This window comes from Bacillus swezeyi (assembly GCF_001969815.1).
GTDB lineage: Bacteria > Bacillota > Bacilli > Bacillales > Bacillaceae > Bacillus > Bacillus swezeyi.
The window spans coordinates 236,961-259,111 of record NZ_MRBK01000004.1; the positions used below are offsets into that span (position 1 = coordinate 236,961).

24 protein-coding genes and 1 pseudogene are annotated in these 22,151 nt (G+C 43.3%); 13 read left to right on the top strand and 12 right to left on the bottom strand.

Features of this window, described 5'->3' with window-relative positions:
• From thiM to BTA30_RS03985, 4 genes are all read right to left on the bottom strand, one after another.
• The gene (gene thiM / locus BTA30_RS03970; RefSeq protein WP_076759555.1) at positions 1–810 is read right to left on the bottom strand and encodes a hydroxyethylthiazole kinase; all 810 of its coding nucleotides are present in this window, start codon (positions 808–810) and stop codon (positions 1–3) included.
• Entirely contained in the window at positions 807–1,724 is a 918-nt protein-coding gene (cidR, locus tag BTA30_RS03975; protein ID WP_076759557.1) for a cidABC operon transcriptional activator CidR, read from the bottom strand. The genes thiM and cidR overlap by 4 nt, the downstream gene beginning before the upstream one ends.
• 140 nt (positions 1,725–1,864) lie before the next feature.
• Positions 1,865–2,134 (bottom strand): YwqI/YxiC family protein, encoded by a 270-nt coding sequence (locus BTA30_RS03980; protein ID WP_076759559.1) that lies wholly within the window; start codon positions 2,132–2,134, stop codon positions 1,865–1,867.
• Complete coding sequence (locus BTA30_RS03985) at positions 2,131–2,559, bottom strand: DUF5082 family protein (protein ID WP_076759562.1); 429 nt, start codon at positions 2,557–2,559, stop codon at positions 2,131–2,133. Before BTA30_RS03985 ends, BTA30_RS03980 begins: the two co-directional genes overlap by 4 nt.
• A 483-nt stretch (positions 2,560–3,042) precedes the next feature.
• Here BTA30_RS03985 and BTA30_RS03990 point away from each other — a divergent pair, with 483 nt between their 5' ends.
• Both BTA30_RS03990 and BTA30_RS03995 read left to right on the top strand, forming a co-directional pair.
• Positions 3,043–3,429, top strand: coding sequence for a CidA/LrgA family holin-like protein (locus BTA30_RS03990; protein ID WP_076759564.1), 387 nt, complete (start codon positions 3,043–3,045; stop codon positions 3,427–3,429).
• Entirely contained in the window at positions 3,411–4,094 is a 684-nt protein-coding gene (locus tag BTA30_RS03995; protein WP_076759566.1) for a CidB/LrgB family autolysis modulator, read from the top strand. The genes BTA30_RS03990 and BTA30_RS03995 overlap by 19 nt, the downstream gene beginning before the upstream one ends.
• Positions 4,095–4,636: 542 nt before the next feature.
• Here BTA30_RS03995 and BTA30_RS04000 read toward each other — a convergent pair.
• Entirely contained in the window at positions 4,637–5,827 is a 1,191-nt protein-coding gene (locus BTA30_RS04000) for a class I SAM-dependent rRNA methyltransferase (RefSeq protein WP_076759568.1), read from the bottom strand.
• Between the two features lie 153 nt (positions 5,828–5,980).
• On the opposite strand from BTA30_RS04000, the gene BTA30_RS04005 reads away from it, so the two are divergent.
• The gene (locus BTA30_RS04005) at positions 5,981–6,361 is read left to right on the top strand and encodes a VOC family protein (protein WP_076759570.1); all 381 of its coding nucleotides are present in this window, start codon (positions 5,981–5,983) and stop codon (positions 6,359–6,361) included.
• 33 nt (positions 6,362–6,394) lie between these two features.
• Here the strand turns inward: BTA30_RS04005 and BTA30_RS23665 are convergent, their stop codons facing one another.
• The 4 genes and pseudogenes from BTA30_RS23665 to BTA30_RS04020 all read right to left on the bottom strand — a co-directional run bounded on the left by BTA30_RS23665 (position 6,395) and on the right by BTA30_RS04020 (position 8,989).
• Positions 6,395–6,907: an NAD(P)-dependent oxidoreductase gene (locus tag BTA30_RS23665; protein ID WP_327834447.1), complete on the bottom strand. Its 513-nt coding sequence runs from the start codon at positions 6,905–6,907 to the stop codon at positions 6,395–6,397.
• Positions 6,886–7,167, bottom strand: a pseudogene (locus BTA30_RS23670) (glycerate dehydrogenase); the annotation flags it as partial. The pseudogene BTA30_RS23670 and the gene BTA30_RS23665, both read right to left, overlap by 22 nt.
• A 144-nt stretch (positions 7,168–7,311) precedes the next feature.
• Entirely contained in the window at positions 7,312–8,175 is an 864-nt protein-coding gene (locus BTA30_RS04015) for a glycosyltransferase family 8 protein (RefSeq protein ID WP_076759572.1), read from the bottom strand.
• A gap of 88 nt (positions 8,176–8,263) precedes the next feature.
• The gene (locus BTA30_RS04020; protein WP_076759575.1) at positions 8,264–8,989 is read right to left on the bottom strand and encodes a YwaF family protein; all 726 of its coding nucleotides are present in this window, start codon (positions 8,987–8,989) and stop codon (positions 8,264–8,266) included.
• A 316-nt stretch (positions 8,990–9,305) separates the two neighbouring features.
• Here BTA30_RS04020 and BTA30_RS04030 point away from each other — a divergent pair, with 316 nt between their 5' ends.
• Both BTA30_RS04030 and BTA30_RS04035 read left to right on the top strand, forming a co-directional pair.
• A complete protein-coding gene (locus BTA30_RS04030; protein WP_076759579.1) occupies positions 9,306–10,646 on the top strand; it encodes a M28 family metallopeptidase in 1,341 nt (446 codons plus the stop codon).
• Between the two features lie 489 nt (positions 10,647–11,135).
• Complete coding sequence (locus BTA30_RS04035; RefSeq protein WP_076759581.1) at positions 11,136–11,510, top strand: hypothetical protein; 375 nt, start codon at positions 11,136–11,138, stop codon at positions 11,508–11,510.
• A gap of 323 nt (positions 11,511–11,833) precedes the next feature.
• On the opposite strand, the gene BTA30_RS04040 is transcribed toward BTA30_RS04035, so the two are convergent.
• The 3 genes from BTA30_RS04040 to ywaC all read right to left on the bottom strand — a co-directional run bounded on the left by BTA30_RS04040 (position 11,834) and on the right by ywaC (position 14,454).
• Positions 11,834–13,192, bottom strand: coding sequence for an MFS transporter (locus BTA30_RS04040; RefSeq protein WP_076759583.1), 1,359 nt, complete (start codon positions 13,190–13,192; stop codon positions 11,834–11,836).
• Positions 13,189–13,434 (bottom strand): hypothetical protein, encoded by a 246-nt coding sequence (locus BTA30_RS04045; protein ID WP_076759586.1) that lies wholly within the window; start codon positions 13,432–13,434, stop codon positions 13,189–13,191. The genes BTA30_RS04040 and BTA30_RS04045 overlap by 4 nt, the downstream gene beginning before the upstream one ends.
• 384 nt (positions 13,435–13,818) lie before the next feature.
• A complete protein-coding gene (ywaC, locus tag BTA30_RS04050; protein WP_076760251.1) occupies positions 13,819–14,454 on the bottom strand; it encodes a GTP pyrophosphokinase YwaC in 636 nt (211 codons plus the stop codon).
• Between the two features lie 228 nt (positions 14,455–14,682).
• Here ywaC and BTA30_RS04055 point away from each other — a divergent pair, with 228 nt between their 5' ends.
• The 8 genes from BTA30_RS04055 to BTA30_RS04090 all read left to right on the top strand — a co-directional run bounded on the left by BTA30_RS04055 (position 14,683) and on the right by BTA30_RS04090 (position 22,038).
• On the top strand, positions 14,683–14,766 hold the full coding sequence (locus BTA30_RS04055; protein ID WP_076759588.1) for a YjcZ family sporulation protein: 84 nt from the start codon (positions 14,683–14,685) through the stop codon (positions 14,764–14,766).
• 277 nt (positions 14,767–15,043) lie between these two features.
• Positions 15,044–15,193 (top strand): teichoic acid D-Ala incorporation-associated protein DltX, encoded by a 150-nt coding sequence (locus BTA30_RS04060; RefSeq protein WP_026589214.1) that lies wholly within the window; start codon positions 15,044–15,046, stop codon positions 15,191–15,193.
• Positions 15,194–15,207: 14 nt separating this feature from the next.
• Complete coding sequence (gene dltA, locus BTA30_RS04065) at positions 15,208–16,716, top strand: D-alanine--poly(phosphoribitol) ligase subunit DltA (protein WP_076759590.1); 1,509 nt, start codon at positions 15,208–15,210, stop codon at positions 16,714–16,716.
• Complete coding sequence (gene dltB / locus BTA30_RS04070) at positions 16,713–17,870, top strand: D-alanyl-lipoteichoic acid biosynthesis protein DltB (RefSeq protein ID WP_076759592.1); 1,158 nt, start codon at positions 16,713–16,715, stop codon at positions 17,868–17,870. The genes dltA and dltB overlap by 4 nt, the downstream gene beginning before the upstream one ends.
• 15 nt (positions 17,871–17,885) lie before the next feature.
• The gene (gene dltC / locus BTA30_RS04075; protein WP_076759594.1) at positions 17,886–18,122 is read left to right on the top strand and encodes a D-alanine--poly(phosphoribitol) ligase subunit 2; all 237 of its coding nucleotides are present in this window, start codon (positions 17,886–17,888) and stop codon (positions 18,120–18,122) included.
• Entirely contained in the window at positions 18,122–19,291 is a 1,170-nt protein-coding gene (dltD, locus tag BTA30_RS04080; RefSeq protein ID WP_076759596.1) for a D-alanyl-lipoteichoic acid biosynthesis protein DltD, read from the top strand. The genes dltC and dltD overlap by 1 nt, the downstream gene beginning before the upstream one ends.
• 181 nt (positions 19,292–19,472) lie before the next feature.
• Positions 19,473–20,564, top strand: a complete 1,092-nt coding sequence (locus tag BTA30_RS04085; RefSeq protein ID WP_076759598.1) for a branched-chain amino acid aminotransferase — start codon at positions 19,473–19,475, stop codon at positions 20,562–20,564.
• 205 nt (positions 20,565–20,769) lie between these two features.
• Positions 20,770–22,038 carry an MFS transporter gene (locus tag BTA30_RS04090; protein WP_076760252.1) on the top strand — a complete coding sequence of 423 codons (1,269 nt, stop codon included), beginning with the start codon at positions 20,770–20,772 and terminating at the stop codon, positions 22,036–22,038.
• Positions 22,039–22,151 lie beyond the last annotated feature (113 nt).

A 22,151-nucleotide genomic window follows, 5' to 3' on the forward strand; every position in this document is an offset into this window, starting at 1 on the left:
CTACTCCACCTCTCTGACAATGCCGCGCTGTTTAATGTCATCAGCATTCACAGCAGCAAGCTGATTTAAAAATTCCACCTGAAAGCTTCCCGGTCCTTGATTTGCGGTTTTTTCCGCAGCCAGTTCCGCCGCCAAGCCATAAAAAGCGGCAGCTGATACAGCAGCTTTGCAATAATCTTTTTGAACGGCACAATACGCACCTATGACAGAAGTAAACAGACACCCGGTCCCTGTCACTTTCGTTAACAGCTCATGGCCATTCCCTATGGTATAAGCGCTTGTCCCATCAGTCACAACATCTTCAGCTCCTGTAATGACAACAACAGTATTCCAGGCTTTTGCCGCTTTTTTTGCCAGCTCCATCCGGTCGCCGCTTCCTTCTCCGGCGTCCACCCCTTTAATGGCCCAGTCTTCACCGAGCGTGTTGGCGATTTCGGCGGCATTGCCTCTGACGACAGAAACCTTTACCTTGCGCATGATCCGCTGGGCCGATGCCGTTCGAAAAGACGTCGCCCCCGCCCCGACAGGATCGAGAATGACGGGAACCCCATGCTCGTTTGCAGATTGCCCTGCAATAATCATCGATTCTACAGACTCAAGGCTGAGCGTGCCAATATTAAGCACTAGAGCTCCGGCGATTTTTGCCATGTCGGCCGCCTCTTCCCTCGCATAAGCCATCACCGGAGATGCGCCGAGAGACAGCAAACCGTTTGCTGTAAAGTTTGTCACGACATTGTTGGTCATGTTGTGAACGAGCGGTTTTTGTTTTCTGACCTCTTCAATTCCTGTTGCGGCATCTTGTTGATTCATTTTGCCTCATCCCTTTCTGGTTTTGAATTCGCACTCCATATATACGATTTTGTATGATCAATCCAAGCCCTGGCCGCAAATGAAAGATAGCGGTCTTTTCTCCAGATAACAGCGATATGCCATGGGATGGAGGGTCTGACTAAGGGGATGATTTTCACCCTTTCCGGATCAAGATCCCGGCAGATTCTTTCCGGCAGAAGACCGATGCCGAGATTTGCCGAGACCATTTCACTGATAAAATCCCATTGTGACGTCTCATAAATCACATTCGGCTGAAATCCCGCTTTCAAACATGACGTAATGATCCGTTCATGGAGAACAAAGTCTTCCCGGAAAAAAATAAACGGTTCTTCGCTCAATTGATTCAGCTCAATTTCTTCCGCATCACTGAAGCGGTGTGAAGGATGAACGACAAGCATTAAATTTTCTTTTACGATCGTAAAGGAATGAAATATTTCTTCTTTTGCCGGCAGGACAACAACTCCGATATCAAGCGATCCGTCTTCTACACCCTCCTGCACTTTCACAGATCCGTGCTCAACAAGCTGAAAGGTGACATTGGGATATTTGTCTCTGAAATCCCCTATCACTTTCGGGAAAAAACCGGAGCCGATCATAGGCGGCAAACCGATTCGAACATGTCCTTTTTTCACGTCCATTAAATCATTCAGCTCTGAAGTCAGATTTTGAAACGACTTGGTAATCTCCTGGGCCTGCACATACATGCTTTGTCCGGCATCAGTCAGCTCGATCTGCCGCCCGCGCCGGTAAAACAGCTCAATCCCCAGCTCTTCTTCAAGATTTTTGATCATCTTCGAAATCGTCGGCTGTGATATGTATAATGACTGGGCCGCTTTTGTAAAGCTTTTCAGACGGGCAACCTCCAAAAAATAGGTTAGGTGACGTATGTCCATTTGTTTGACATCCTTTCAGAGCTTTTCATATATCATATTTGCTGTTTACCCTCATATTTTAAACCAAATTTAAAATTTTCTGCACCCCAACCTTTTTTCAGGGCCCGAAAAAAAAGCTGCCGGCAAATTGCCGGCAGCACTTATTTTCTGGCGATTGCTTCATCTTGTTCCTTCAATGTATCCACATTCGACCGGGTGTCTTCAATATTTTTATGAACGGCTTCTTTGTACTGTTTGACCATGTCGCGAATGGTGTCTTCGCGTTCAAGCCATTTTTTTGTAAAGTCAAGGTTGTTTTGGCCAAGAGACCCGGCTGAAGGGCCTTTTAAGGAAACAGAGTCAAGCGCGCTTTTTACCTGGTCCAGCTGCTTCATGACCGCTGCATGGTTCAGTTTAATCGTTTTACTCATTTCAACCACCCTTTTAAACCATTAATTGTGCTGTGCAGAGCATCGACGGCTTCTTCTCCTTTTTCCAGCAGAAAGTCCGCCCGGTCCGCCGACCAGCTTGCAGCTTCAACCGCTCCTTTTTCAGCGTCTAAAGCAAATATCTTTAAATCGATTTTATGAATATACCTCTCATAATCATCGTTAAAAATTCTGTACATGACTGTGTGCGCTTCATCACGTGCTTCATTAAAATCGGCTGCCCGGCTTCCGGTCCAAGATTTTTCAAGACTCGGACGTAAAATCTGTCGGATTTCTTCAATGCCGAGATTTTGTTCCCTTTCAACATCCCGTTTTGCCCGTTCCAGCCTTGAAATTTGTTCTTCCAGCTCCGCCGCTTTATGCGAGAGTACGCCGTGTATTTTTTGCAGCGTGCTTGAGTAGTCCATTCATTGTCACCTCTGAAATTGCAGTATGATTTACATTGGTTTTTTCCTGTCAAATCACGCTTCAGTTGCCATTCATAGATTCACATCTTTTACTAGACTTGCGCACATTTCCAATATTTATAGTTTAAGTCGAAAAGCATGGATGTTGAATAGGCTTTAAATACTGTTTTTAGGGCATTATACACAGCAGCTAACCTTTACGACTGAGGTTTTTAAGAATATACGCCCGGTCTTTTGGAATTAACCACAGGGCCTTCTCTCCTCGACCAAGTCCAAAGACACGGGAACGAGGCGGTTTGATTGTCACAAAAATCAGCCAATCTATTCCGAATGACAGTTTCTAATTTTAGTAAATAAACTGTTTCTTTTGCCCTGGTTTTTGCTTTTTTCATATAGACAAAATGAATAATAACTATTCTGTTTATGTATTTTACCTATACCTAAATCTCATGTACACTCTTGTTTAGAAAGGGGGATAATGACATGAAAACATTCATTAAAGGAATCGGTCAGGTCGCTCTTTTATTTATATTTGCGCGTTTGATGAATCTGCTTGTTGAGGTTCTTCATATAAAAATACCCGGAAGCATTATCGGTATTATCGTGATCTTTGCGCTTCTCCATTTCAAGGTCATTAAGCTCGAATGGATTGAAATCGGCGCATTATGGCTTCTTGCGGAGCTTCTTCTGTTTTTTGTCCCTTCAGCGGTAGGAATTATGAATTATGGAGAGTTACTTAAGGAATTCGGAACAAGCATTATACTCGTTGTGCTGCTCAGCACTTTTGTCGTCATGGTCTCAACGGGGATGCTGACTCAAATGATTGCTAACAGAAAGGAAAGGAAAAAAACATGTTCATCGGATGCATAAGCCTGATTGCCACAGTGTTCATTTATATGGGGGCAAAGGCGCTGTATACCCGTCATCCCAAGGTGTATGCTTCACCTCTATTGATCACTCCGCTGATATTGGTCGGCCTCCTGCTTTTGATCAATGTACCTTTTGATGCATACAATGCAGGCGGACGGCTGCTGACAGACATGCTCCAGCCTGCTACTGTGGCTTTTGCGATTCCGCTCTATAAATATTTTCCGATCTTAAAAAAATACGCTGTTGAAATCATGATCAATGTAACAGTCGGCTGTTGCATCGCGATTCTGTCAACAGCGTTGATCGCAAAGCTGTTCAAGCTGAATGCAAACCTTATCGAGAGCCTCGTTCCAAGATCGATCACAACCCCGATTGCGATGAGCGTGTCTGAAATGATCGGCGGAGTGCCTCCGGTCACGGCCGTGTTTGTCATTTTGACCGCTTTGTTCGGATCAGTGATCGGACCGATGGTGATCCGCTATTTTCGGATCGACAATGAAATTGCAAGAGGCGTTTTGCTCGGAACAAGCGCCCACGGCGCCGGCACGTCAAAAGCGTTTGAGCTGAGCTCAGTGTCCGGGACCATCTCCAGCGTATCAATGATTTTAGCGGCGATTATTACACTTTGCGCCGCACCGTTTTTGATTTCTCTTGTGACTGTGTAAAATCGCGTTACTAACATCTGTTTCTTGCACACCTTTTACCCAAAAAGAGAAGTAAAAGTATCTGTTAAATACAATGGAATAAAAAAAACCTGAATTAAATGAATGGTTATACAAAACAAAAACATTACCCTGAATTCTTTCAATCCGAAAGAATTTAGGGTAAAAAATACATTGGAATCACCATATGTTCCCTTGAATAGACGCAAAAGGTCGGGGTCAACCGAATTCACTTTAGAAAACACCGGCGCTTAAAGCGGTGACAGCGGGCCCAGATTTCTTTCCAAAAGCATATATTCGGTCAGATCCGCTGTTCTCCATATCCGATCAGCAGCATTCCAGCCATATAAATACCTATCGATGTCATTACTCCGTCATTCATAACTTCCCGCTAGTCAGTTTTTCGCGTAACCTCAATATACATGAATCATCTGGTAGAAATTTTTTGTCTCGTAAAATGCACAAAAAAGCCTGGGAATGCGAACGCATCCTCAGGCTTATCCTGTTTCTGGAACAAAATGCTCTGATGTCAGTTTTCAACCATTTTAGCGGCGCTGAATCCGCAAAAATACAACCTTTAAATAATTGCCCTCCGGATAGCTTTTTATCGTTTGAAAGTCCTCAGGCAGAGAGTGTTCTTCCAGAATCGTGTAGCTTGTTCCCGTTTCTTTGCACGCCGCTTCAATGAATCCTTTGAACTTTTTCATCCCAAAAGCGCTGCTGTTTGTTGAAGCGACAATAACCCCTTGATCTTTTGTAATTTGGATCGTTTCTTTCAACAGATTTTTATAATCCTTTGCCGCGCTGAACGTATGTTTTTTCGTTCTTGCGAATGATGGCGGGTCAAGGATCACCAGATCAAAGCTAAACTGTTTTTTGGCGGCATATTGGAAATATTTAAAGACATCCATCACTTTTATGTCATGGGCTTCATAATCAAGACCGTTGACGCTGAACTGTTCGATCGTCTTGCTTAAACTGCGGTTTGCGACATCAACGCTTGTTGTTTTTCGGGCGCCTCCAAGTGCTGCAGCAATGGAAAATGCCCCGGTATAGGAAAATGTGTTCAGCACGGTTTTCCCTTCGGCATACCGGTCTCTAATCGTCTTGCGCACATGACGCTGGTCAAGAAAAACGCCCGTCATGGCTCCGTCATTGAGGTAAACAGCAAAATGCATGCCGTTCTCTTTTACAATAATCGGAAACTCTCCCCTTGTTCCTTTGACAAAGTCGTCATCCTCGACATACTGCCCCGCCGTGTTAAATCGTTTTTTCTCATAGACAGCTTTATAGTCAGCCAGCTCATCAAGGGCGGAGATGATCAAATCCTTAAATGTATAAATCCCTTTGCTGTACCACTGAATCAGAAAATACCCATCATAATAATCGATCGTAAAGCCGCCGATTCCGTCTCCTTCCCCGTTAAACAAGCGAAAAGCTGTAGTTTCCGCATCTTGGAACAGTGTCTCCCTTTCCTGAAAGGCTTTTGCCAGCCTGCTCAGAAAGAAGTTTGCATCGATTGATTCTTCCCGTTTTTTCGTCAGAACCCAGCCGATTCCTTTGTTCTGCTCCCCGTAATAGCCTTTTCCCAAAAAACCTCCGTTTTCATCATAAAGCTCGATCAGCGCCCCTTCTGTGATATGGCTGTCTGTTGAAAGAACAGATTCTTTCGAAATCAAAGGATAGCCTTTTTTAATCTTTTCCGCATAGCTGTGTTTTATCTTTAACGTCTTCATTGTTTTCAGTCCTTATGTCGAAGTCTTTCTCTATCCTACCATAATGCTCTATTCATTTTCCTATACATGATAGCCAAATTTCTCTGTCGAAATAATTGACAGATGATTCCGATTTTTCTAAGATAATGGAGGAAAAGAAGGAGGAATCCCGAGATGGCACGAATCGATCACGTAGGATTGATGGTAAAGGACATTGAGGCATCTATCACATTTTATCAGGATATTGTCGGTATGACTTTAAAAGACAAAATGACACACACAAACGGCATCATGAAGCTTGCTTTTTTAGGTTTTGAAAACAGTGAAGAAACAGAGCTCGAACTGATCCAAGGGTATAACGACAATCTTCCGGCAGAAGGAAAAGTACACCATTTTGCCATTTCGACAGATGATATTGACGCTGAATTGACCCGAATGAGAGAAAACGAGGTCAAGCTGATGGAAGACGGGATAACCACACTGCCGAACGGCTACCGCTACTTTTTTATATTCGGTCCTGAAGGTGAAGCGATCGAATTTTTCCAAAGAACCTGATAGAGATGGCTGAACCCTCTCCCTTCCCCGGCACTATGAGGTTGGGATGCCGCCAGGAGCCACACAAAAGGCGAGCGGCGCGTTTTCGTCAACCACTTCTCCGCGGACGATATTAATCAGAAAAGCCGTCTTCTTCATTTTCGCTATTCTTTCTTCATTTATCAGATGATAGGTGTCAGGTCTTAATGATGTGCTGATGCAGACAAAATCTGATTTGGCCAATACATCATCCAGTTTTGAAAACCTTACATTCAGCCGTTTTGCCGCCTTGTAGTCTTTGTATGTGCCGTAAGCCAGCATGTTCATGTTAAAGCCCAAAGCTCTTCTGGCAATCTTCTTGCCGATTTCGCCAAAGCCGATGAGACGTAGTGTTTTGCCATCGAGTTCATATCCCATGGATACATGCCATAAACCGCTTTTGACAGCGGCGTTTGATTGTGGAATCGACCGGGCGCCTGACAGCAGGAGGCGAAAGCCAAGTCTGCAACAGACGAAGCATTTTGACCGGGGGCATTTGTTATGTAAATCCCTTTTTCCCTTGCGTATTCCGTGTCTATATTATCGACTCCCGCTCCAAATTTCATGATGTATCGCAAATTGGGAGCAGCATCGATGAGCTCTCGATCTGCTTTTTCAATCTCGAGAACATAAATATGGACATCCTTGATATAGGTTAACAAGTCCTGTCTGACCGTTTTATTTGAATCCAGGAAGGTGAATTCAGCCCCGAGCCTTTCAATTTTTTCTTTTAACTGCGGCGCAGCGCGGTAAAAAAACTCACTAAGCGTCAAAAGTACTTTAACCATAAGTCCCGGCCTCCATTCATTTGGATTTTTCACGACTAGAAAAATGCTTGTTTCCAAACTTGAGGAAACAAGCGATTATGGGGATACGTCAGGATTATCGTGATTATATCCATTCACTCTATACTTATAAAGAATATCGGCATGTTAGCTGACATGGTTTTTAGACCATTTGGCAGGCTGTCCGAATGCTGTGTACTGCAAATACTTAAAATAATGACGGGCATATGGGTGTGATGTTTGTGAATTCCAAGGCTTGTTTCCTCCGCAGAAATGAACAATTGCGGGATTTGCCCTTGTTTCCATATAGCGCTTTTTGTCCAAAAGGGAAGCTGGTGTTTTTTCTTTTAAAATAATATGGGTTTGAGCGTTCCATCTTGGATGAAGTTCATGCCACTGATGATAAAGAATCGCGTTAAGCGCATCCTGGTCATGAAAGACAAACATCTCTTCACCGTTGTTATGAATAAAGTCGATCACTTTTTTGGAAATGTTGTTTTTTCTCCATGCTTCCATATCGATGATCATAATGCCTGAGTTAAAATATTTTGCCTCATCACTGATCTTCATTTTTTTCAGTCTTTCATGCTGCCCGGCATCTTCAACCGCTGCTGCATAGTAGGGGGCAATATCTTTGTTCCACAGTTTGGAAATGTCCTCTAATACTAGGGCATCACAATCGACATAGATCATTCTTTTGACAGATTGATCTTGAATAAGGTCAGGAATGGAAATCCTGTAATAGGCCGCTTTTGTAATATGGCTGCTTTCAATCGCACGGTCATACTGGCTTTTTTCCACATTTAGAAATGTGATGGGAACCCCGAAACGAAGGGTCGTTTCTTCTAGACGCTTCTTATTGTCCTGTTCAATTCCTCCGTCAATGACATACAGCTTTATATCCCGTGCTTTATCCATGTTCATTAATAACGATGTAAACATGACGCTCAAATGCTGTGCGTAGTTATTGTCTGTGCAAGAAATAATGTGCATGGTACGGTCGGTTTTCATATGATTTCCATCTCCTTTTCTTTTTTTGTTCTATTCCCTTTCTTCAAAAAATAAACACCATCAATATGTTCAAACAAAAAAAGGATCATCATTGATCCTTTTTCCGTCTGATCCAAAAGGGCGTATAGAGGAGATAGAAGAAGACAATCGTCACAGCTTCGGCTGACAAAATGTACCACGGCCAAGGCCCGAGCACATCTAAAAGCGACGCTCCTCCCCCGGGCTTTTTCATCATGTACATATAGTTCGATTTCAACAGGCGGTTCACGACAAAGATCATTGCTCCATAAACATTTACAAGGAGAAACGTGATCCAAAGAGAGCGCACCGTCGGTTTATATTTTTCAGCCGCGACCATGAAAAGGCAGGCGAGAACGACGAGCCCGTGGGAAATAAAAAACTCAAAAAAACGGAAATGGGGGAATCCGAATCTTCCCAGGTCAGGCGTCAGCATCGCTTGCAGCGCACTTCCAAGGCCGGCGAAATAAAGAAATTTAAACAGATTGAGGTTTTTTGTCAACAACAAGATGATGACAAGGTAAACCGAAAGATCGCTGAGATGAAGAGGCAAACAATACCGGGGCGTCCATGAACGGACAAAAATGAACCATGAGTGGTAGCTGATTTCTGAAATGATGAGAATCGCCACAAAGGCATAGCGAATCAGCCGGTTCCATTCGGGCTTTTGCAGCGTCTTCCGAAACACGAACAGACAAACGCCGAGCGCCGCAACCACCAATAATGTCACAATATGTGAAGTTGAAAAAAGCTCAAAAGACCCGAGCTGATAATCTTTTTGAAAATATGTCTTCATCATGAGCACCTGTCGTGAAAGTATTTTAACGTTATTTTGCGACAAAACTTCTCGATTATTCACTGATATCATGAAAAAAGGCTGCCGAATGGGAAGATAACCGTTTTCATTTGCATCACATTCGGCTTTTTAAACGCTCCACACGTCCGGCAAACTTTACAGGCCAATGGAAAGAGTGGTCACCCCAACATTCTGATCACATAAAAATCAGCCTCAAATTACCAGTCTATCGCCTCATTTATCATGTGATGGCAGGATTTGCTTTCTTTGATGAGAATTTCTTTTCCAAAGGAAAGACCATCAAGGAGGTTTTTTTATGAAGAGAAAAATGATGATACTGGGGTTGGCGTTATCCATTATTGCAGGCGGTGTTTTCATTCCATCCGCCGATGGCATGGCAAATACAGTTCAGGCGGCGCCGGAAACTGCTATTGCCAAAGATGCAGGAAAGATCGGCAAGAAGTTTAATGAAAACCGCGCTTATCAAACAATTTATCATTTAAGCGAAACGATCGGCCCTCGTGTCACAGGTACAGCAGAAGAAAAAAAGAGCGGACAATTTATCGCGAAACAGATGAAAAAATCAAAATTGAAAGTAAGCACACAAACCTTCAGCATCCCGGACAGATTGGAAGGAATCCTGACCGTTCATGGAGATGAAATATCATCACGGCCTGCCGCCGGTTCCGCCCCTACTGCCGAAGAAGGTTTGACCGCCCCGCTCTATGATGCAGGACTCGGTCTGCCCGGGGACTTCACTAAAGAAGCAAAAGGGAAAATCGCGGTGATTTTAAGGGGGGAGCTTACATTTTATGAAAAAGCAAAAAACGCCGCTGAGGCAGGTGCAGCGGGGGTTATTATTTATAATCATATAGACGGCCTCGTTCCTCTGACGCCAAACCTAGGCGGCAATAAAACCGACATTCCGGTTGTCGGAATCAAAAAGGATGATGGAGAAAAGCTGCTCTCTGAACAAGAAGCTACACTTAAGGTAAAGGCTTTTAAAAATCAAACCTCCCAAAACGTGATCGGCGTCCGCAAACCAAAAGGAATCAAAAATCCGGACATCGTATATGTGACATCGCATTATGACAGTGTGCCTGATGCGCCGGGAGCCAATGACAATGCATCAGGAACTTCAGTCGTACTGGAGCTTGCACGAATCATGAAAAACATTCCCGCTGATAAAGAAATCCGCTTTATTACATTCGGAGCCGAAGAAATCGGGCTTGTCGGCTCGCGATATTATATCAGCCACTTGTCAGAGCAGGAGATCAAACGCAGTGCAGCCAATTTCAACTTGGATATGGTCGCAACAAACTGGGAAAATGCCTCACAGCTTTATATCAACACGCCCGACGGTTCGGCAAACCTTGTCTGGCAATTGAGCCAAACAGCGGCGGCAAAGCTTGGTAAAGATGTTTTATACTTAAGCCAAGGCGGCTCGTCCGACCATGTACCATTCAATGAAGCGGGCATCGATTCAGCTAACTTTATTTGGGGAGAACCGGGTACAGGCGCTTTAGAGCCTTGGTATCACACTCCTTTCGATACGATTGAACACATCAGCAAGGACAGACTGAAAACAGCCGGACAAATCGCCGGAACGGCAATTTATGACCATATCAAAAAAGAAAAGACTTCTGGACTTCAGTAGTCTTTGACATTTGAATGAAGCAGATCGATTTGATCTGCTTCATTTTTTTATTCCGCTTTATTTGATAAACCGGAAACTTACCGCCATGCTCCCGATCGTTTCCAACGTTATCACCTTCCCCGTCCTGAAATACCCTGGGTCATTTCGTTCCCAAACAACAATCCGAGGATCATCGATGAAAGGATCAAACTTAAATCGCGGCACATATACCCTGAAGCTGTGCCGACCAACTTTTTCGTACTTATCCTGATTATGCCGCTTACAAGGTAACATTGCCCAGACTATAGCTGCGTGAAAAGCACGATGCCTTTCAACATGATCGGTGTTTGGATGACTGGGCCTATGGTCCTCATTTTGTAAATCTCCCTTTATGTAAAGTTTATTTTACGTTACGGTGGAATTACGAGGTTATGGATAATCGACTTGTTGAATTCAGACAGAAATACAACTATTCTCGAGAAGCTTTGGCGAAGATTTAGGAGGTCAATCATGAATTCACGATTAGGTTATTTCACAATCAGTTTTTTGATGTTGATTTTAAGTCTATATATGTTTTTTAGTACAGTGGTTAATGGAAGATCTGGACTTGAAATGGCTTTTCTGCCTTTTTCTTTATTTATCATGTTTTTCACATTAGGTTATTTATATCCTCAATTTAAGAAAAATGATGAGCGCCATAAATTAATACAACAAAAAGCCATGTTTTATCATTATTTTATTTTGATGGGATATCTCTTTATTTTTTTTATCTTACTAGCAAATAACATGATAAACTTGAGTGCGCAGACAGTTATTGCAATCCTTGGTGCTCTTATTATTGCAACAATCAACATTTTATTTATTATATTCTCAAAAATTTACTAGGAGATGTTTTATTGTGTTCCCTTACCTTATCCAATTATTCACTATCTTTATAGTCATTATGATCATTAGAGTTGTGACCAATAAGCGCAGACGTTAATTTGTAATGATTCTCTATAAATAAGTGTATGGTTGATCAACCATACGTTTTGAATGTTTTAAAGAGATTCAACACTTAAAACAAGTACCCATGTAACTGGCCTAGAACAACTTCTCCCGATATGACCATCGTTTTCCCGATCTCTAATCAATCATACCCATTTTTTGTTCGGATCTGCAGGAATCGGCATAACTAAAAATGAAGCCCCATCTCGTGCTCCATTTTTTCAATCCTTTATCAGCTTGATGAACCGGACACTCATGACCAGGCTTCCAATGGCGACGATGATCATGATTACCCCTAAATCCTGAAAATGTCCGGCCGTTATTTCTTTCCCAAACAGCAATCCGAGGATAATCGATGAAAGGATCGAACCTAAATAGCGGCACGTTTGAAAAAGACCTGAGGTCGTCCCGACGATATTTGCCGGACTTGTCCTGATCATGGCGGCCTGCAGAGCCACATTGCCGAGCCCGTAGCTGATCCCTAATAGAGAAAGGATGGCGCCTTTCCATATCATCGGTGCTTGAACAAAAAACAGGGTAAGCAACACTGCGCCTGCAGCCATTAAACATGAACCAACCAACACCGGCTGTGTTTCTCCTGAACGATCAATCCATATCCCTGCAAGCGGCGAAACGATCACGCTCATCCCCGACATAAACAGCATGAGCAAACCGCTTGTTTGAACGGAGAGATGCATTTCATCCTGAAAATAACTCGGCAGCCCGAAGAATAAACAATAATTAAAAATGTTTAACATTATAAACTGGATATAGACGGATGACAAAGACCGCCGTGATATAAACAGCCGTATATCAATAAAAGGACTGTTCGTGCGCAGCTCCCACCATACAAACATCAAAAGAAAAAGCAAGCCGATTGCACCCTCGGCATAATGGGGAGAGGAGTTTAAAGAAAGCAAGAAAGACAATAACAGAGCAATGCCGCCCGCAAATAAAATGATTCCCGTCAAATCAAGCTGCCTGATGACGGCCTTGGCATTTACACCGGCTTTTTTCTCGTCCTTCGGTAAAATAAACATCCCCAATAAAAAGCTGAACAGTATAAATGGAAAGTTGACAATAAAAATCGCCGGCCACCCGCCTAGTACGATTAAAAACCCTCCTACTGTCGGACCAAAAGCTGTCATGGCAGAAGAAAAAATCGAAAGAACTGCAAGAGCGGATGCCTGGCGTTCGTGAATATGGCTTCTGATCAGCCCTACGCCTGAAGGATAGATGGCGCCGCTCCCAATTGATTGGAATAAGCGCATAGCCAGCAAGATAGAAAAAGCCGGAGCAAGAGGCGCACCGATTGCCGAGACAGCTACGAGAATCAACCCGAACAAAAACATTTTTTTCCGACCGATTAAATCTCCCAGCTTTCCCGTTACAGGCTGAGCAACCGCACTTGCCAAATAAAATGATGAAATTAACCACGATACAGTTGTAAACGAAAGCTGAAAATCATGTTGAATGCTGTGCAGCGCCAATGAAATCATGGAAGAGTTCAGCGGATTCAGCATGGTGCCGGAGGCGACAGTCGTCAAAAATAAAGCACGATTCTTCTTCAATATGTTCATTTGTTCTTCCGCCGTTTCCAGCTGCCTCTCGTTCCGTCATGAGAATGCGCCTTTTCCATTTCGGCTCTCCTTTCAGCTGGAATCCAAAGATCCAAATCCATTTTGTATTTGTCTAAGACCGCCTTCTGCTGAACAACAACTTGCAATGCAGATCCTCCCCCGACCCGAGCGTCCCGCCTCACTCCGGCCTCTCCTACTCGCAAATTGTATAGCAAAACCGATTGGCTGAAATCCGTATCCATATCAAGGCCTCCTCAAAGCTGTTATTATCTTTTTCTTGATTCGATTTTTCGATTCACAATTATGTTCCTGGAAGGCACGGAAAATCGAAGCGGACTCATCAAGTGATGACATTCTATTGCTGACAGCCACATATGGCGTGAGTAAGAAAAACAGGCGATGCTTTTACAGAACAAAAAGCTGAAGGAAGTCTGAGCGTCTGGCGAAGAAAAAAATGAAAAACTTAATCAAAGGAGCGTTCGAAAAGTAGCAAACTAGACAAAAGCTTTAAAGTTCGGGGGAAAGTTTAGAATTCATATCCGAGGGAGCTGCTGATTTCAGAGGGGATCACTTTGCTCATCAGGCAAAAAAAATAAGCCGGGCGATCTGCCTTGCCCCGGCTTTCTTTATTGATCCACTTTTGATCTGATGTGAAACATTTTTTCATCCAAATAATTGGCGATATCCGCTGCTTCTTTCAATTCATCAGTCAGCTGGTTCGGCACCTCATTATTTAATTTATAGTAGATCTTATGCTCAAGGCTCGCCCAAAAATCCATGGCAATCGTTCTGATTTGTATTTCCACCTTTGCATGTTCAACACGGTTGGTCAAATACACAGGCACTTCTACAATCAAGTGAAGGCTCCGATATCCGTTCGGCTTCGGATTTTTAATGTAGTCTTTCACTTTCAAAATCTTAATGTCTTCATGCTGCTTTAACACCTCGACCATATTGTAAATGTCGGACATGAATGAACAAACGATTCTGAGTCCGGCGATGTCATGAATATGTTCCTTTGCGGCACTGGTTGTAATATCACAGCCTTTTCTCACCAGCTTGTTGATCAGGCTTTCAAAGCTTTTCACCCTTGATTTCGTATGTTCGATCGGGTTATGACCGTGAATTAAATTGTATTCCTGGCTGATAATCGAAAATTTTGTATCCATTTGATCCAAAGCAAATTTATATACCAAAAGCTCATTTTTCCAATCTTCCATCAGGCTCCTTAAGTCTTCGATTTGATCCGCAGGGAGCCCCATCATTTTATCTATTCCAATATCCATCGCTATTTTTCTCCTTATATCATCATTTCGCTTTTTCTAAAAAAGTAGACGGGCTCATCTCAGCTAAAGTTTCGAATATTTAAGATCGTGAATGTTGAAGTAGTAGTTGACTTCATCATTTTCCATAAATTTAAATTTATTACCCTTTCAAAAGTCATGAATACTTCATATTTTGTATTACCATCTAAGGGGAGGTGATGTTTTATGTCTTTCTCTAATCACTTTGCTTTAATCGTAGTGCTATTTATTTTGCTTATCATTGTCGGTTCTGCATTTGTGAGATACTAAGCTGTTTCCTCCCCATGTCAGACCTCCTCCGCCCAAACGGCAGGCTTGCAGGAAAAGGTTGCATCTTTTCTTGCGGCCTGTTTTTTACGCCGCTCAAAAAGAATTTATTTCCACAAAAGATTGATATTCAACAGAAAATGTTTATAATAGGCTGATGGGCTTCAGCGGCCGTTTTTCAACGGCACAGCTCAAAAACTTTCCCACAAATGAAACTTTTATACATCCTATTCGTCTTATACTTTTGTTAAGGCAATTCAATACGGAAAGGAACAGATCAATGTTAAATAAGCTTAAAGTGTTGTATGAAAAAACAACAACGAAGTGGCTGCTCAACACTTCCTATTACTTTCTCATTCTGCTGCTGTTGTTTTTGATTTATGGATTCCATACAGCAAATACAGGTTCATATATTTATAATGACTTTTAATGGAGAAAAAAACAATGAAACTGATAGAAACCATTCAAACATACGCACAAACACAACCCGATACACTTGCTTTTGTGAATGAAGAGGAAAAGCTGACCTACGGAGAACTGTGGTCGCAATCTGAGCGCCTCGCCTCACGGCTCCAAAAAGAAGCGCTAACAGACGCTTCTCCCATCATCGTCTACGGCCATATGAAGCCGGTCATGGCGGTTTCTTTCCTTGCCTGTGTGAAAGCCGGCCACCCGTATATCCCGGTGGATGTTTCAATTCCGGCAGACCGGATTCTAAAAATCATTAACAGCTCAAAAGCCGAGCTTTTGCTTAATAACTCAGGCGCTGCCATCGATACAGGAGATACAGGCATCTCTGTGATCGAACCGAGCGGGCTTGACACAGAAGATGAACTGGAGACGAATCCGGGCCATTGGGTGAAAAACGGGGAGACCTTCTATATCATCTACACATCAGGAAGCACTGGAAATCCAAAAGGCGTGCAAATTTCCGCCGATAATCTCCAGAGCTTTACAGACTGGATGACAAATGATTTTCCGGTTGAAAACGGCCGGGTGTTTTTAAATCAGGCGCCGTTTTCCTTTGATTTGTCTGTGATGGACCTCTATCCTTGCCTGCAGGCGGGAGGCACTCTTTGGACCGTCACAAAAGATATGATTAACCGTCCGAAGCTTTTATTTGAAGCGCTGAAACGTTCAAATGTCAATGTATGGACATCAACGCCTTCGTTTGCACAGATGTGTTTAATGGACCCGTCCTTTTCAGAGGATCTGCTGCCGGGCCTCTCCGTGTTTATGTTCTGCGGAGAAACGCTTCCCGCTTCAGTTGCCAGACAGCTGAAAGAGAGATTTCCAAAAGCCCGGATTTTCAACACATATGGCCCGACCGAAGCAACAGTCGCCGTGACTTCCATTGAAGTGACAGACGAGGTTTTAGACAGATACTCTTCCCTTCCCGTCGGTTCGCCGAAGCCGGACACTGAGATCGTTATCATCAATGAAGTAGGAGAAGCCGTGCAAGACGGGGAAAAAGGAGAAATCATCATTACCGGAGCAAGCGTCAGCAAAGGGTATTTAGGCGAAAAAGCGCTGACTGAAAAAGCGTTTTTCTCCTATAACGGGGCACCGGCTTATCGGACCGGTGATGCAGGCTACAAAGAAAACGGCCAGCTGTTCTTCTTCGGGAGACTCGACTTTCAAATCAAACTGCATGGCTACCGCATCGAGCTTGAGGAAATTGAATATCAAATCAATCAGTCCCGGTATGTAAAATCAGCGGTTGTCATTCCATTTTATCGCGAAGAGAAAATCGAGTATCTGATCGCAATGATCGTGCCTGCCGAACACGATTTTGAAAAGGAATACCAGCTGACAAGCGCGATTAAGAAAGATCTTGGCAGCAAGCTGCCGGCTTATATGGTTCCGAGAAAATTCATGTATCAAAATGAGATTCCGATGACAGCAAACGGTAAAATCGACCGGAAACGGTTAAAAGAAGAGGTAACCGTATGACGCCGTATGGTTCATTTCTTTTCTTCATCATATTAGGAATTTTGCTGGCGCCGACGATCATTCTCGGATTAAACGGAAAAAGCTTCCGCTTTTACAATATGGCAGTGTCCGTTGTTGTGTTGGCGCTTATTTTCTCAAACAGCCTGCACGGGCTGATTACATTGTGCCTGTTTACGCTTTGGCAGACGGTGCTGATCAAAGGCTATATTTCCTACCGTCTAAAAGCGAACAGCGGCATCATATTTTGTTTAGCTGCAGCAGCTTCGATCCTGCCTTTGGCGCTGTCCAAGCTGCTGCCGTTCTTTGCCGTTGACAACTGGGCAAGCTTTCTTGGAATCTCATATTTAACGTTTAAAGGGGTTCAGCTCATCATTGAAACACGGGACGGGCTGATTAAAAAGCAGGTTCCCCTCGGCAGGCTGCTTTACTTTATTCTCTTTTTTCCGACCATCTCATCCGGTCCGATTGACAGGTACCGCCGTTTTGAAAAGGATGAGCAGACGGTCTGGACGAAAGACCAGTATGAAGAGCTGCTGTACAAGGGGATCAACAAAATTTTTCTCGGCTTTTTATACAAATTTATCATCGGCTACTGCATTAATACTTATATCATTTTGAAGCTGCCGTATATGACATCCGGCGCCATTTCGCATGGAGTTGCATACATGTATGCTTACAGCCTTTACCTGTTCTTCGATTTTGCCGGCTACACGGCATTTGCGGTCGGAATCAGCTATATCATGGGGATCAAATCTCCGGAAAACTTTAATATGCCGTTCATCAGCCGCAATATTAAAGATTTCTGGAACCGTTGGCATATGTCCCTTTCATTTTGGTTCAGAGACTACGTGTTCATGCGCTTTGTCTTTTGGATGACAAAGAAAAAATGGATCAAAAACCGGATGTTGGTTTCTAATATCGGATATGTACTGCTGTTTCTTCTGATGGGCGTCTGGCACGGTCTTGCGCCTCAGTACATCATTTACGGACTATATCATGCACTGCTCATGGTTGGCTTCAATTTCTTTGAAAAATTGAATAAGAAGTACAAATGGTGGCCGAACAATAAGTGGACGACAGCCGTCTCAATTGTTGTGACCTTCCACTTCGTATGCTTTGGATTTTTTATTTTCTCAGGAAAACTATTTCACTAAAAGGAGTTTTTAATAATGGATTTCAATCAAGAAGTACTTTCAGTTTTAGCAGAGGTATGTCAGGACGATATCGTTAAGGAGAATCCGGACATCGATATTTTTGAAGAAGGAATCCTTGATTCATTTGGCACTGTAGAACTGCTGCTTGCGTTTGAGAATCACTTTAACATCACTGTGCCGATTACGGAATTTGACCGGGATGCATGGAACACGCCAAATCAAATTATAAAGCAGCTGAATGAGTTGAGATAATGAAAAAGCGTTTTTTATTCGGGCCAATCATCTTGGCATTTTTACTTTTTTTCACCATGATCTTGATTCCAAATTCATGGCTGGCTCCGCTCGTTCCTAAAGACCGGGTCGCGACCTCAGCTACAGAATTAAACCCGATGATGTTCCAGGGGACGTATCTTCAGGGCAAAATGCTTGAAGACCCTAAATACCTTCCGATCTATGGATCATCAGAGCTTTCCCGGCTGGATAAATTTCATCCGTCCAATTATTTTAAAGTCAACAAACAAGGATTTACCCCTTATCTAGTCGGAAAAGGCGGCTCACAGTCCTTGATTCATACGATCAATTTCGCGGCACATGCGAATCAGTTAAAAGGAAAGAAAATGGTATTCATCATTTCGCCGCAATGGTTTCAGAAAAAAGGGTCTGACGAATCCCATTTCGCGCCAAACTTTTCGGCTTTACAGGCATACGATCTCTTGTTCAATCAAGATATCGACTCCGGGCTCAAGAAGAAAATCATCAAACGCATGCTGAAGTATGATGCGGTGAAAAATGATGCCCTGCTTGCATCACTTTTTAGAGCGGAGCTCAATCAGGACCGTCTGACACTGTCCCTCCTGACGCCGGCCGCCAAAGGCTATAAAAGCATTCTGGAAAAAAAGGATATCTACTATTCCATGGTGGAAGGAAAAGGTCCGAAGCGGACCATTTCAGAAAGCGTGAAGAACAAATCATGGGATGAACTGATACACATGGCTGAAAAGCTTGGTGAAAAGGAATCCCGGAATAATAAGTTTAAAATGACAAATGGCGTCTTTAAAAAAATGAAACCGAAGCTGGCCAAGCTTAAAGGCCATAATAAAAAGATGAACTATGCAAAATCCGTGGAATTCGGCGATTTTCAAATGATGCTGGATGTCCTGAAGGAATCCGGGGCAGACCCTCTGTTCATCTCTGTTCCGGTGCACGGCAAATTTTACGACTACACCGGCTTTCCTAAAAAAGGCCGGACCGATTACTATGCTAAGATTAAAAAGCAAATCGAAGCAGAAGGTTTTCAGGTTGCCGATTTAACAGACCATGAATATGATCCTTATTTTCTGAAGGATTCGCTCCACCTCGGCTGGAAAGGCTGGGTTTACGTAGATAAAGAAATCAAAACGTATTATCATAAGAAATCATAAAGGATTCCCTTAAGCGGGAGTCCTTTTTTGCTCCTGCAAACTTGGGCGAAAATGTTTTTAAAGTTTCCAAAAATTCTATTTTACAAATTTCTCTGAAATCTATTGCGATTATCAATAGAAGGTTTAAAATAGAAGATAAATATTTTTTGGAAAAAGAATAGAAACGGCAGGGAGAATGAATATGACAAAACAAACCATCAGCGTACAGCTCAGTACAGCAAAAAAACAAAAGCCCAAGGCTGATCAGCTCGAATTCGGCCGCACATTCACCGACCACATGTTTATCATGGATTATTCGGCTGAAAGCGGCTGGCATGATCCGAGGATCATACCTTATCAGCCGATTGAAATGGATCCGGCCGCCATGGTATACCACTACGGCCAATCTGTTTTTGAAGGCTTAAAAGCCTATCTATCAAATAAGGGAAAAGTTCTGTTATTCAGACCGGAAAAAAACGTTGAGCGGCTGAATAAGTCAAATGACCGCCTCTGCATTCCGCGGGTTGATCCCGATACCGTGCTGGAAGGGCTGAAACAGCTGCTTCAGATCGACAAAGAATGGATTCCGACAGCAGAGGGAACCTCCCTTTATATTCGTCCATTTATTATTTCAACGGAGCCGTATCTCGGCGTCGCCCCGTCCAAGACCTATAAGTTGCTGATTATCTTATCGCCGGTCGGCTCTTACTATAAAGAAGGAATCCACCCTGTAAAAATTGCCGTTGAAAGCGAATTTGTCCGGGCTGTTGCTGGCGGTACGGGAAATGCAAAGACCGCCGGAAATTACGCCGCGAGTCTGAAGGCTCAGGAAGTGGCTGAAAGCAAAGGCTTTTCCCAAGTGTTATGGCTGGACGGAATCGAGAAGAAGTACATTGAAGAAGTCGGAAGCATGAACATCTTTTTCAAAATCAACGGCGAAATTGTCACTCCTGCGTTAAACGGAAGCATTTTGGAAGGCATTACGAGAAATTCTGTCATCTATCTTTTAAAACAATGGGGCCTCTCGGTTACTGAAAAGAGAATTTCCGTTGACGAACTGATTCAGGCTCACAAAGTCGGCCAGCTTGAAGAAGCTTTTGGCACCGGAACGGCTGCCGTCATTTCTCCGGTCGGCGAGCTGATCTGGAAAGAGGAAAACTTTGTGATCAACAATGGAAAAACCGGAGAGATTGCCAAAAAGCTCTATGACACGATTACAGGCATTCAAAAAGGCGCTCTGCCCGACTCATTCGGATGGACAGTTGAAGTCGATTCAGTCAGCCAGACCTGCTAAAAGCGATTCAGCCCTCTTTTCATAAAAGGGGGCTGAATCTCACACGCCGATATCCGGCTTCCCTCTATTTAAAATCTCCCCTCTGCTGTTAGACAAAACAGATTCCATTTTATATCTTTTATGTTAAAATTATCTATGCCAAAACAATAGAAAGGAACGATCCAACACCCCCATGCAACACGTAAAATAGAAAGGACTTTGAATGATGGAAAAAACCACTGAACCACTAAGCGTCTGGGAGAAAAACTTCACATTTCTTTTCTTCTCCAGGCTCATTAAAATTTCGGCCGACTGTTTCGCTTTCAACTCCATTTTATGGTTTTTGATTTTTGATGGAAAAGGCGCCATCGGCACTTCATTACTGCTTGCCGTCACTTTTCTTCCCGAAGCCTTTTTGGCGCCGGTGACAGGGCCGCTGGTGAAAAGAAGCGCTCTGAAATTCTGGATGTACTTTTCAGATTTGACGAGAGCAGCCGTTGTTCTTACTGTTCCAATATGTTATTTTAACGGCTTTTCACCGATGTGGTTTGTTTTGGGGCTCATGATTATCCATTCAGCAACGGGAGCCACATACAATCCCGCTTCCATCACGCTGATTCCGCAAATCGTGAATGAAAGTCTGATTCAAAAGGCGAATGCGATCCTCCAGTCTTCCTCAGAAATCGTAAGGCTTGGTGCTGTTACACTGTGCGGAGTGCTTCTGACTTTTATCGGTCCTGCGACCACATTGATCATTTCATTCATTCTCTATATCATATCGGGTATCTTTGTTCTTTACATCAAATATCAAACCGTTCAGAAGCAATCGGAGTCTCATACTTCAAAACAAAGAGGTACATATTTTGCAAGATTAAAAAGAGGATTTACAATTGTGAGAAACCACAAGATCTTATTTCCGCTGGCCATTTATTGTATATTTATGAATTTGGCAGCATCGCCATGGGAAGCGCTGTCTGCGGTTTATGTTGCAGAGGATTTAAACGGGACGCCGTTCATCCATTCTTTGCTAAAGGCTACGACGGCTGGAGGGGCGTTTTTATTGGGTCTAATTCTTGCAAAAATAAAAATCAACAGATATGGACTGCTTTTTATTACGGCCGGTGTTCTTGAAGGGGCAGCCTATTTTATCACCGGATTGAATACCTTTTTACCGCTCGTCTTTCTCGCTGCCTTTGCCTTTGGAGCGGCGATCAGCTCGATCAATGTTCCAGAATTCACGATTATTCAAACATCTGTTGAAGGTGATGATCAGCCTCAAGTGTTTGCTGTCATTCATACGATCACAAACCTTTCACTTCCTTTAGGCGCGATCGTCTGCGGATATGCCGCACAGGTTCTCAGCGCAGGCAAAGTCATTGCGACCGGGGGGTTCATCGAGATTCTTGCAGGCATCGGCATTCTTCTGTTTACTCAGCTCGCCAAAGCTCAGCGATCAGATCTGCAAAAGGAAAAAGAGACAACCGCCAATATGTAAGGTCATGGCACCCGAAAATCCCGGTTCATCTCCTTAAATAAGAGCTGCTGTCAAGGCTGCTACAGAATGGCGATGCGCTGGCCGCGGGCTTGCACGCTTTCCTCGTCAAGCGT

Coding starts and splice junctions, on each gene's coding strand:
- BTA30_RS03995 (WP_076759566.1), top strand. CDS start 3,411: ATGTTCATCGGATGCATAAGCCTGATTGCCACAGTGTTCATTTATATG.
- BTA30_RS04085 (WP_076759598.1), top strand. CDS start 19,473: ATGACAAAACAAACCATCAGCGTACAGCTCAGTACAGCAAAAAAACAA.
- thiM (WP_076759555.1), bottom strand. CDS start 810: ATGAATCAACAAGATGCCGCAACAGGAATTGAAGAGGTCAGAAAACAA.
- BTA30_RS04060 (WP_026589214.1), top strand. CDS start 15,044: ATGTTAAATAAGCTTAAAGTGTTGTATGAAAAAACAACAACGAAGTGG.
- BTA30_RS04005 (WP_076759570.1), top strand. CDS start 5,981: ATGGCACGAATCGATCACGTAGGATTGATGGTAAAGGACATTGAGGCA.
- BTA30_RS03985 (WP_076759562.1), bottom strand. CDS start 2,559: ATGGACTACTCAAGCACGCTGCAAAAAATACACGGCGTACTCTCGCAT.
- BTA30_RS04035 (WP_076759581.1), top strand. CDS start 11,136: ATGAATTCACGATTAGGTTATTTCACAATCAGTTTTTTGATGTTGATT.
- cidR (WP_076759557.1), bottom strand. CDS start 1,724: ATGGACATACGTCACCTAACCTATTTTTTGGAGGTTGCCCGTCTGAAA.
- dltB (WP_076759592.1), top strand. CDS start 16,713: ATGACGCCGTATGGTTCATTTCTTTTCTTCATCATATTAGGAATTTTG.
- BTA30_RS04015 (WP_076759572.1), bottom strand. CDS start 8,175: ATGAAAACCGACCGTACCATGCACATTATTTCTTGCACAGACAATAAC.
- BTA30_RS03990 (WP_076759564.1), top strand. CDS start 3,043: ATGAAAACATTCATTAAAGGAATCGGTCAGGTCGCTCTTTTATTTATA.
- BTA30_RS04030 (WP_076759579.1), top strand. CDS start 9,306: ATGAAGAGAAAAATGATGATACTGGGGTTGGCGTTATCCATTATTGCA.
- dltD (WP_076759596.1), top strand. CDS start 18,122: ATGAAAAAGCGTTTTTTATTCGGGCCAATCATCTTGGCATTTTTACTT.
- BTA30_RS04090 (WP_076760252.1), top strand. CDS start 20,770: ATGGAAAAAACCACTGAACCACTAAGCGTCTGGGAGAAAAACTTCACA.
- BTA30_RS04000 (WP_076759568.1), bottom strand. CDS start 5,827: ATGAAGACGTTAAAGATAAAACACAGCTATGCGGAAAAGATTAAAAAA.
- dltC (WP_076759594.1), top strand. CDS start 17,886: ATGGATTTCAATCAAGAAGTACTTTCAGTTTTAGCAGAGGTATGTCAG.
- BTA30_RS04020 (WP_076759575.1), bottom strand. CDS start 8,989: ATGAAGACATATTTTCAAAAAGATTATCAGCTCGGGTCTTTTGAGCTT.
- BTA30_RS04045 (WP_076759586.1), bottom strand. CDS start 13,434: ATGGATACGGATTTCAGCCAATCGGTTTTGCTATACAATTTGCGAGTA.
- BTA30_RS04055 (WP_076759588.1), top strand. CDS start 14,683: ATGTCTTTCTCTAATCACTTTGCTTTAATCGTAGTGCTATTTATTTTG.
- BTA30_RS04040 (WP_076759583.1), bottom strand. CDS start 13,192: ATGAACATATTGAAGAAGAATCGTGCTTTATTTTTGACGACTGTCGCC.
- BTA30_RS03980 (WP_076759559.1), bottom strand. CDS start 2,134: ATGAGTAAAACGATTAAACTGAACCATGCAGCGGTCATGAAGCAGCTG.
- ywaC (WP_076760251.1), bottom strand. CDS start 14,454: ATGGGGCTCCCTGCGGATCAAATCGAAGACTTAAGGAGCCTGATGGAA.
- dltA (WP_076759590.1), top strand. CDS start 15,208: ATGAAACTGATAGAAACCATTCAAACATACGCACAAACACAACCCGAT.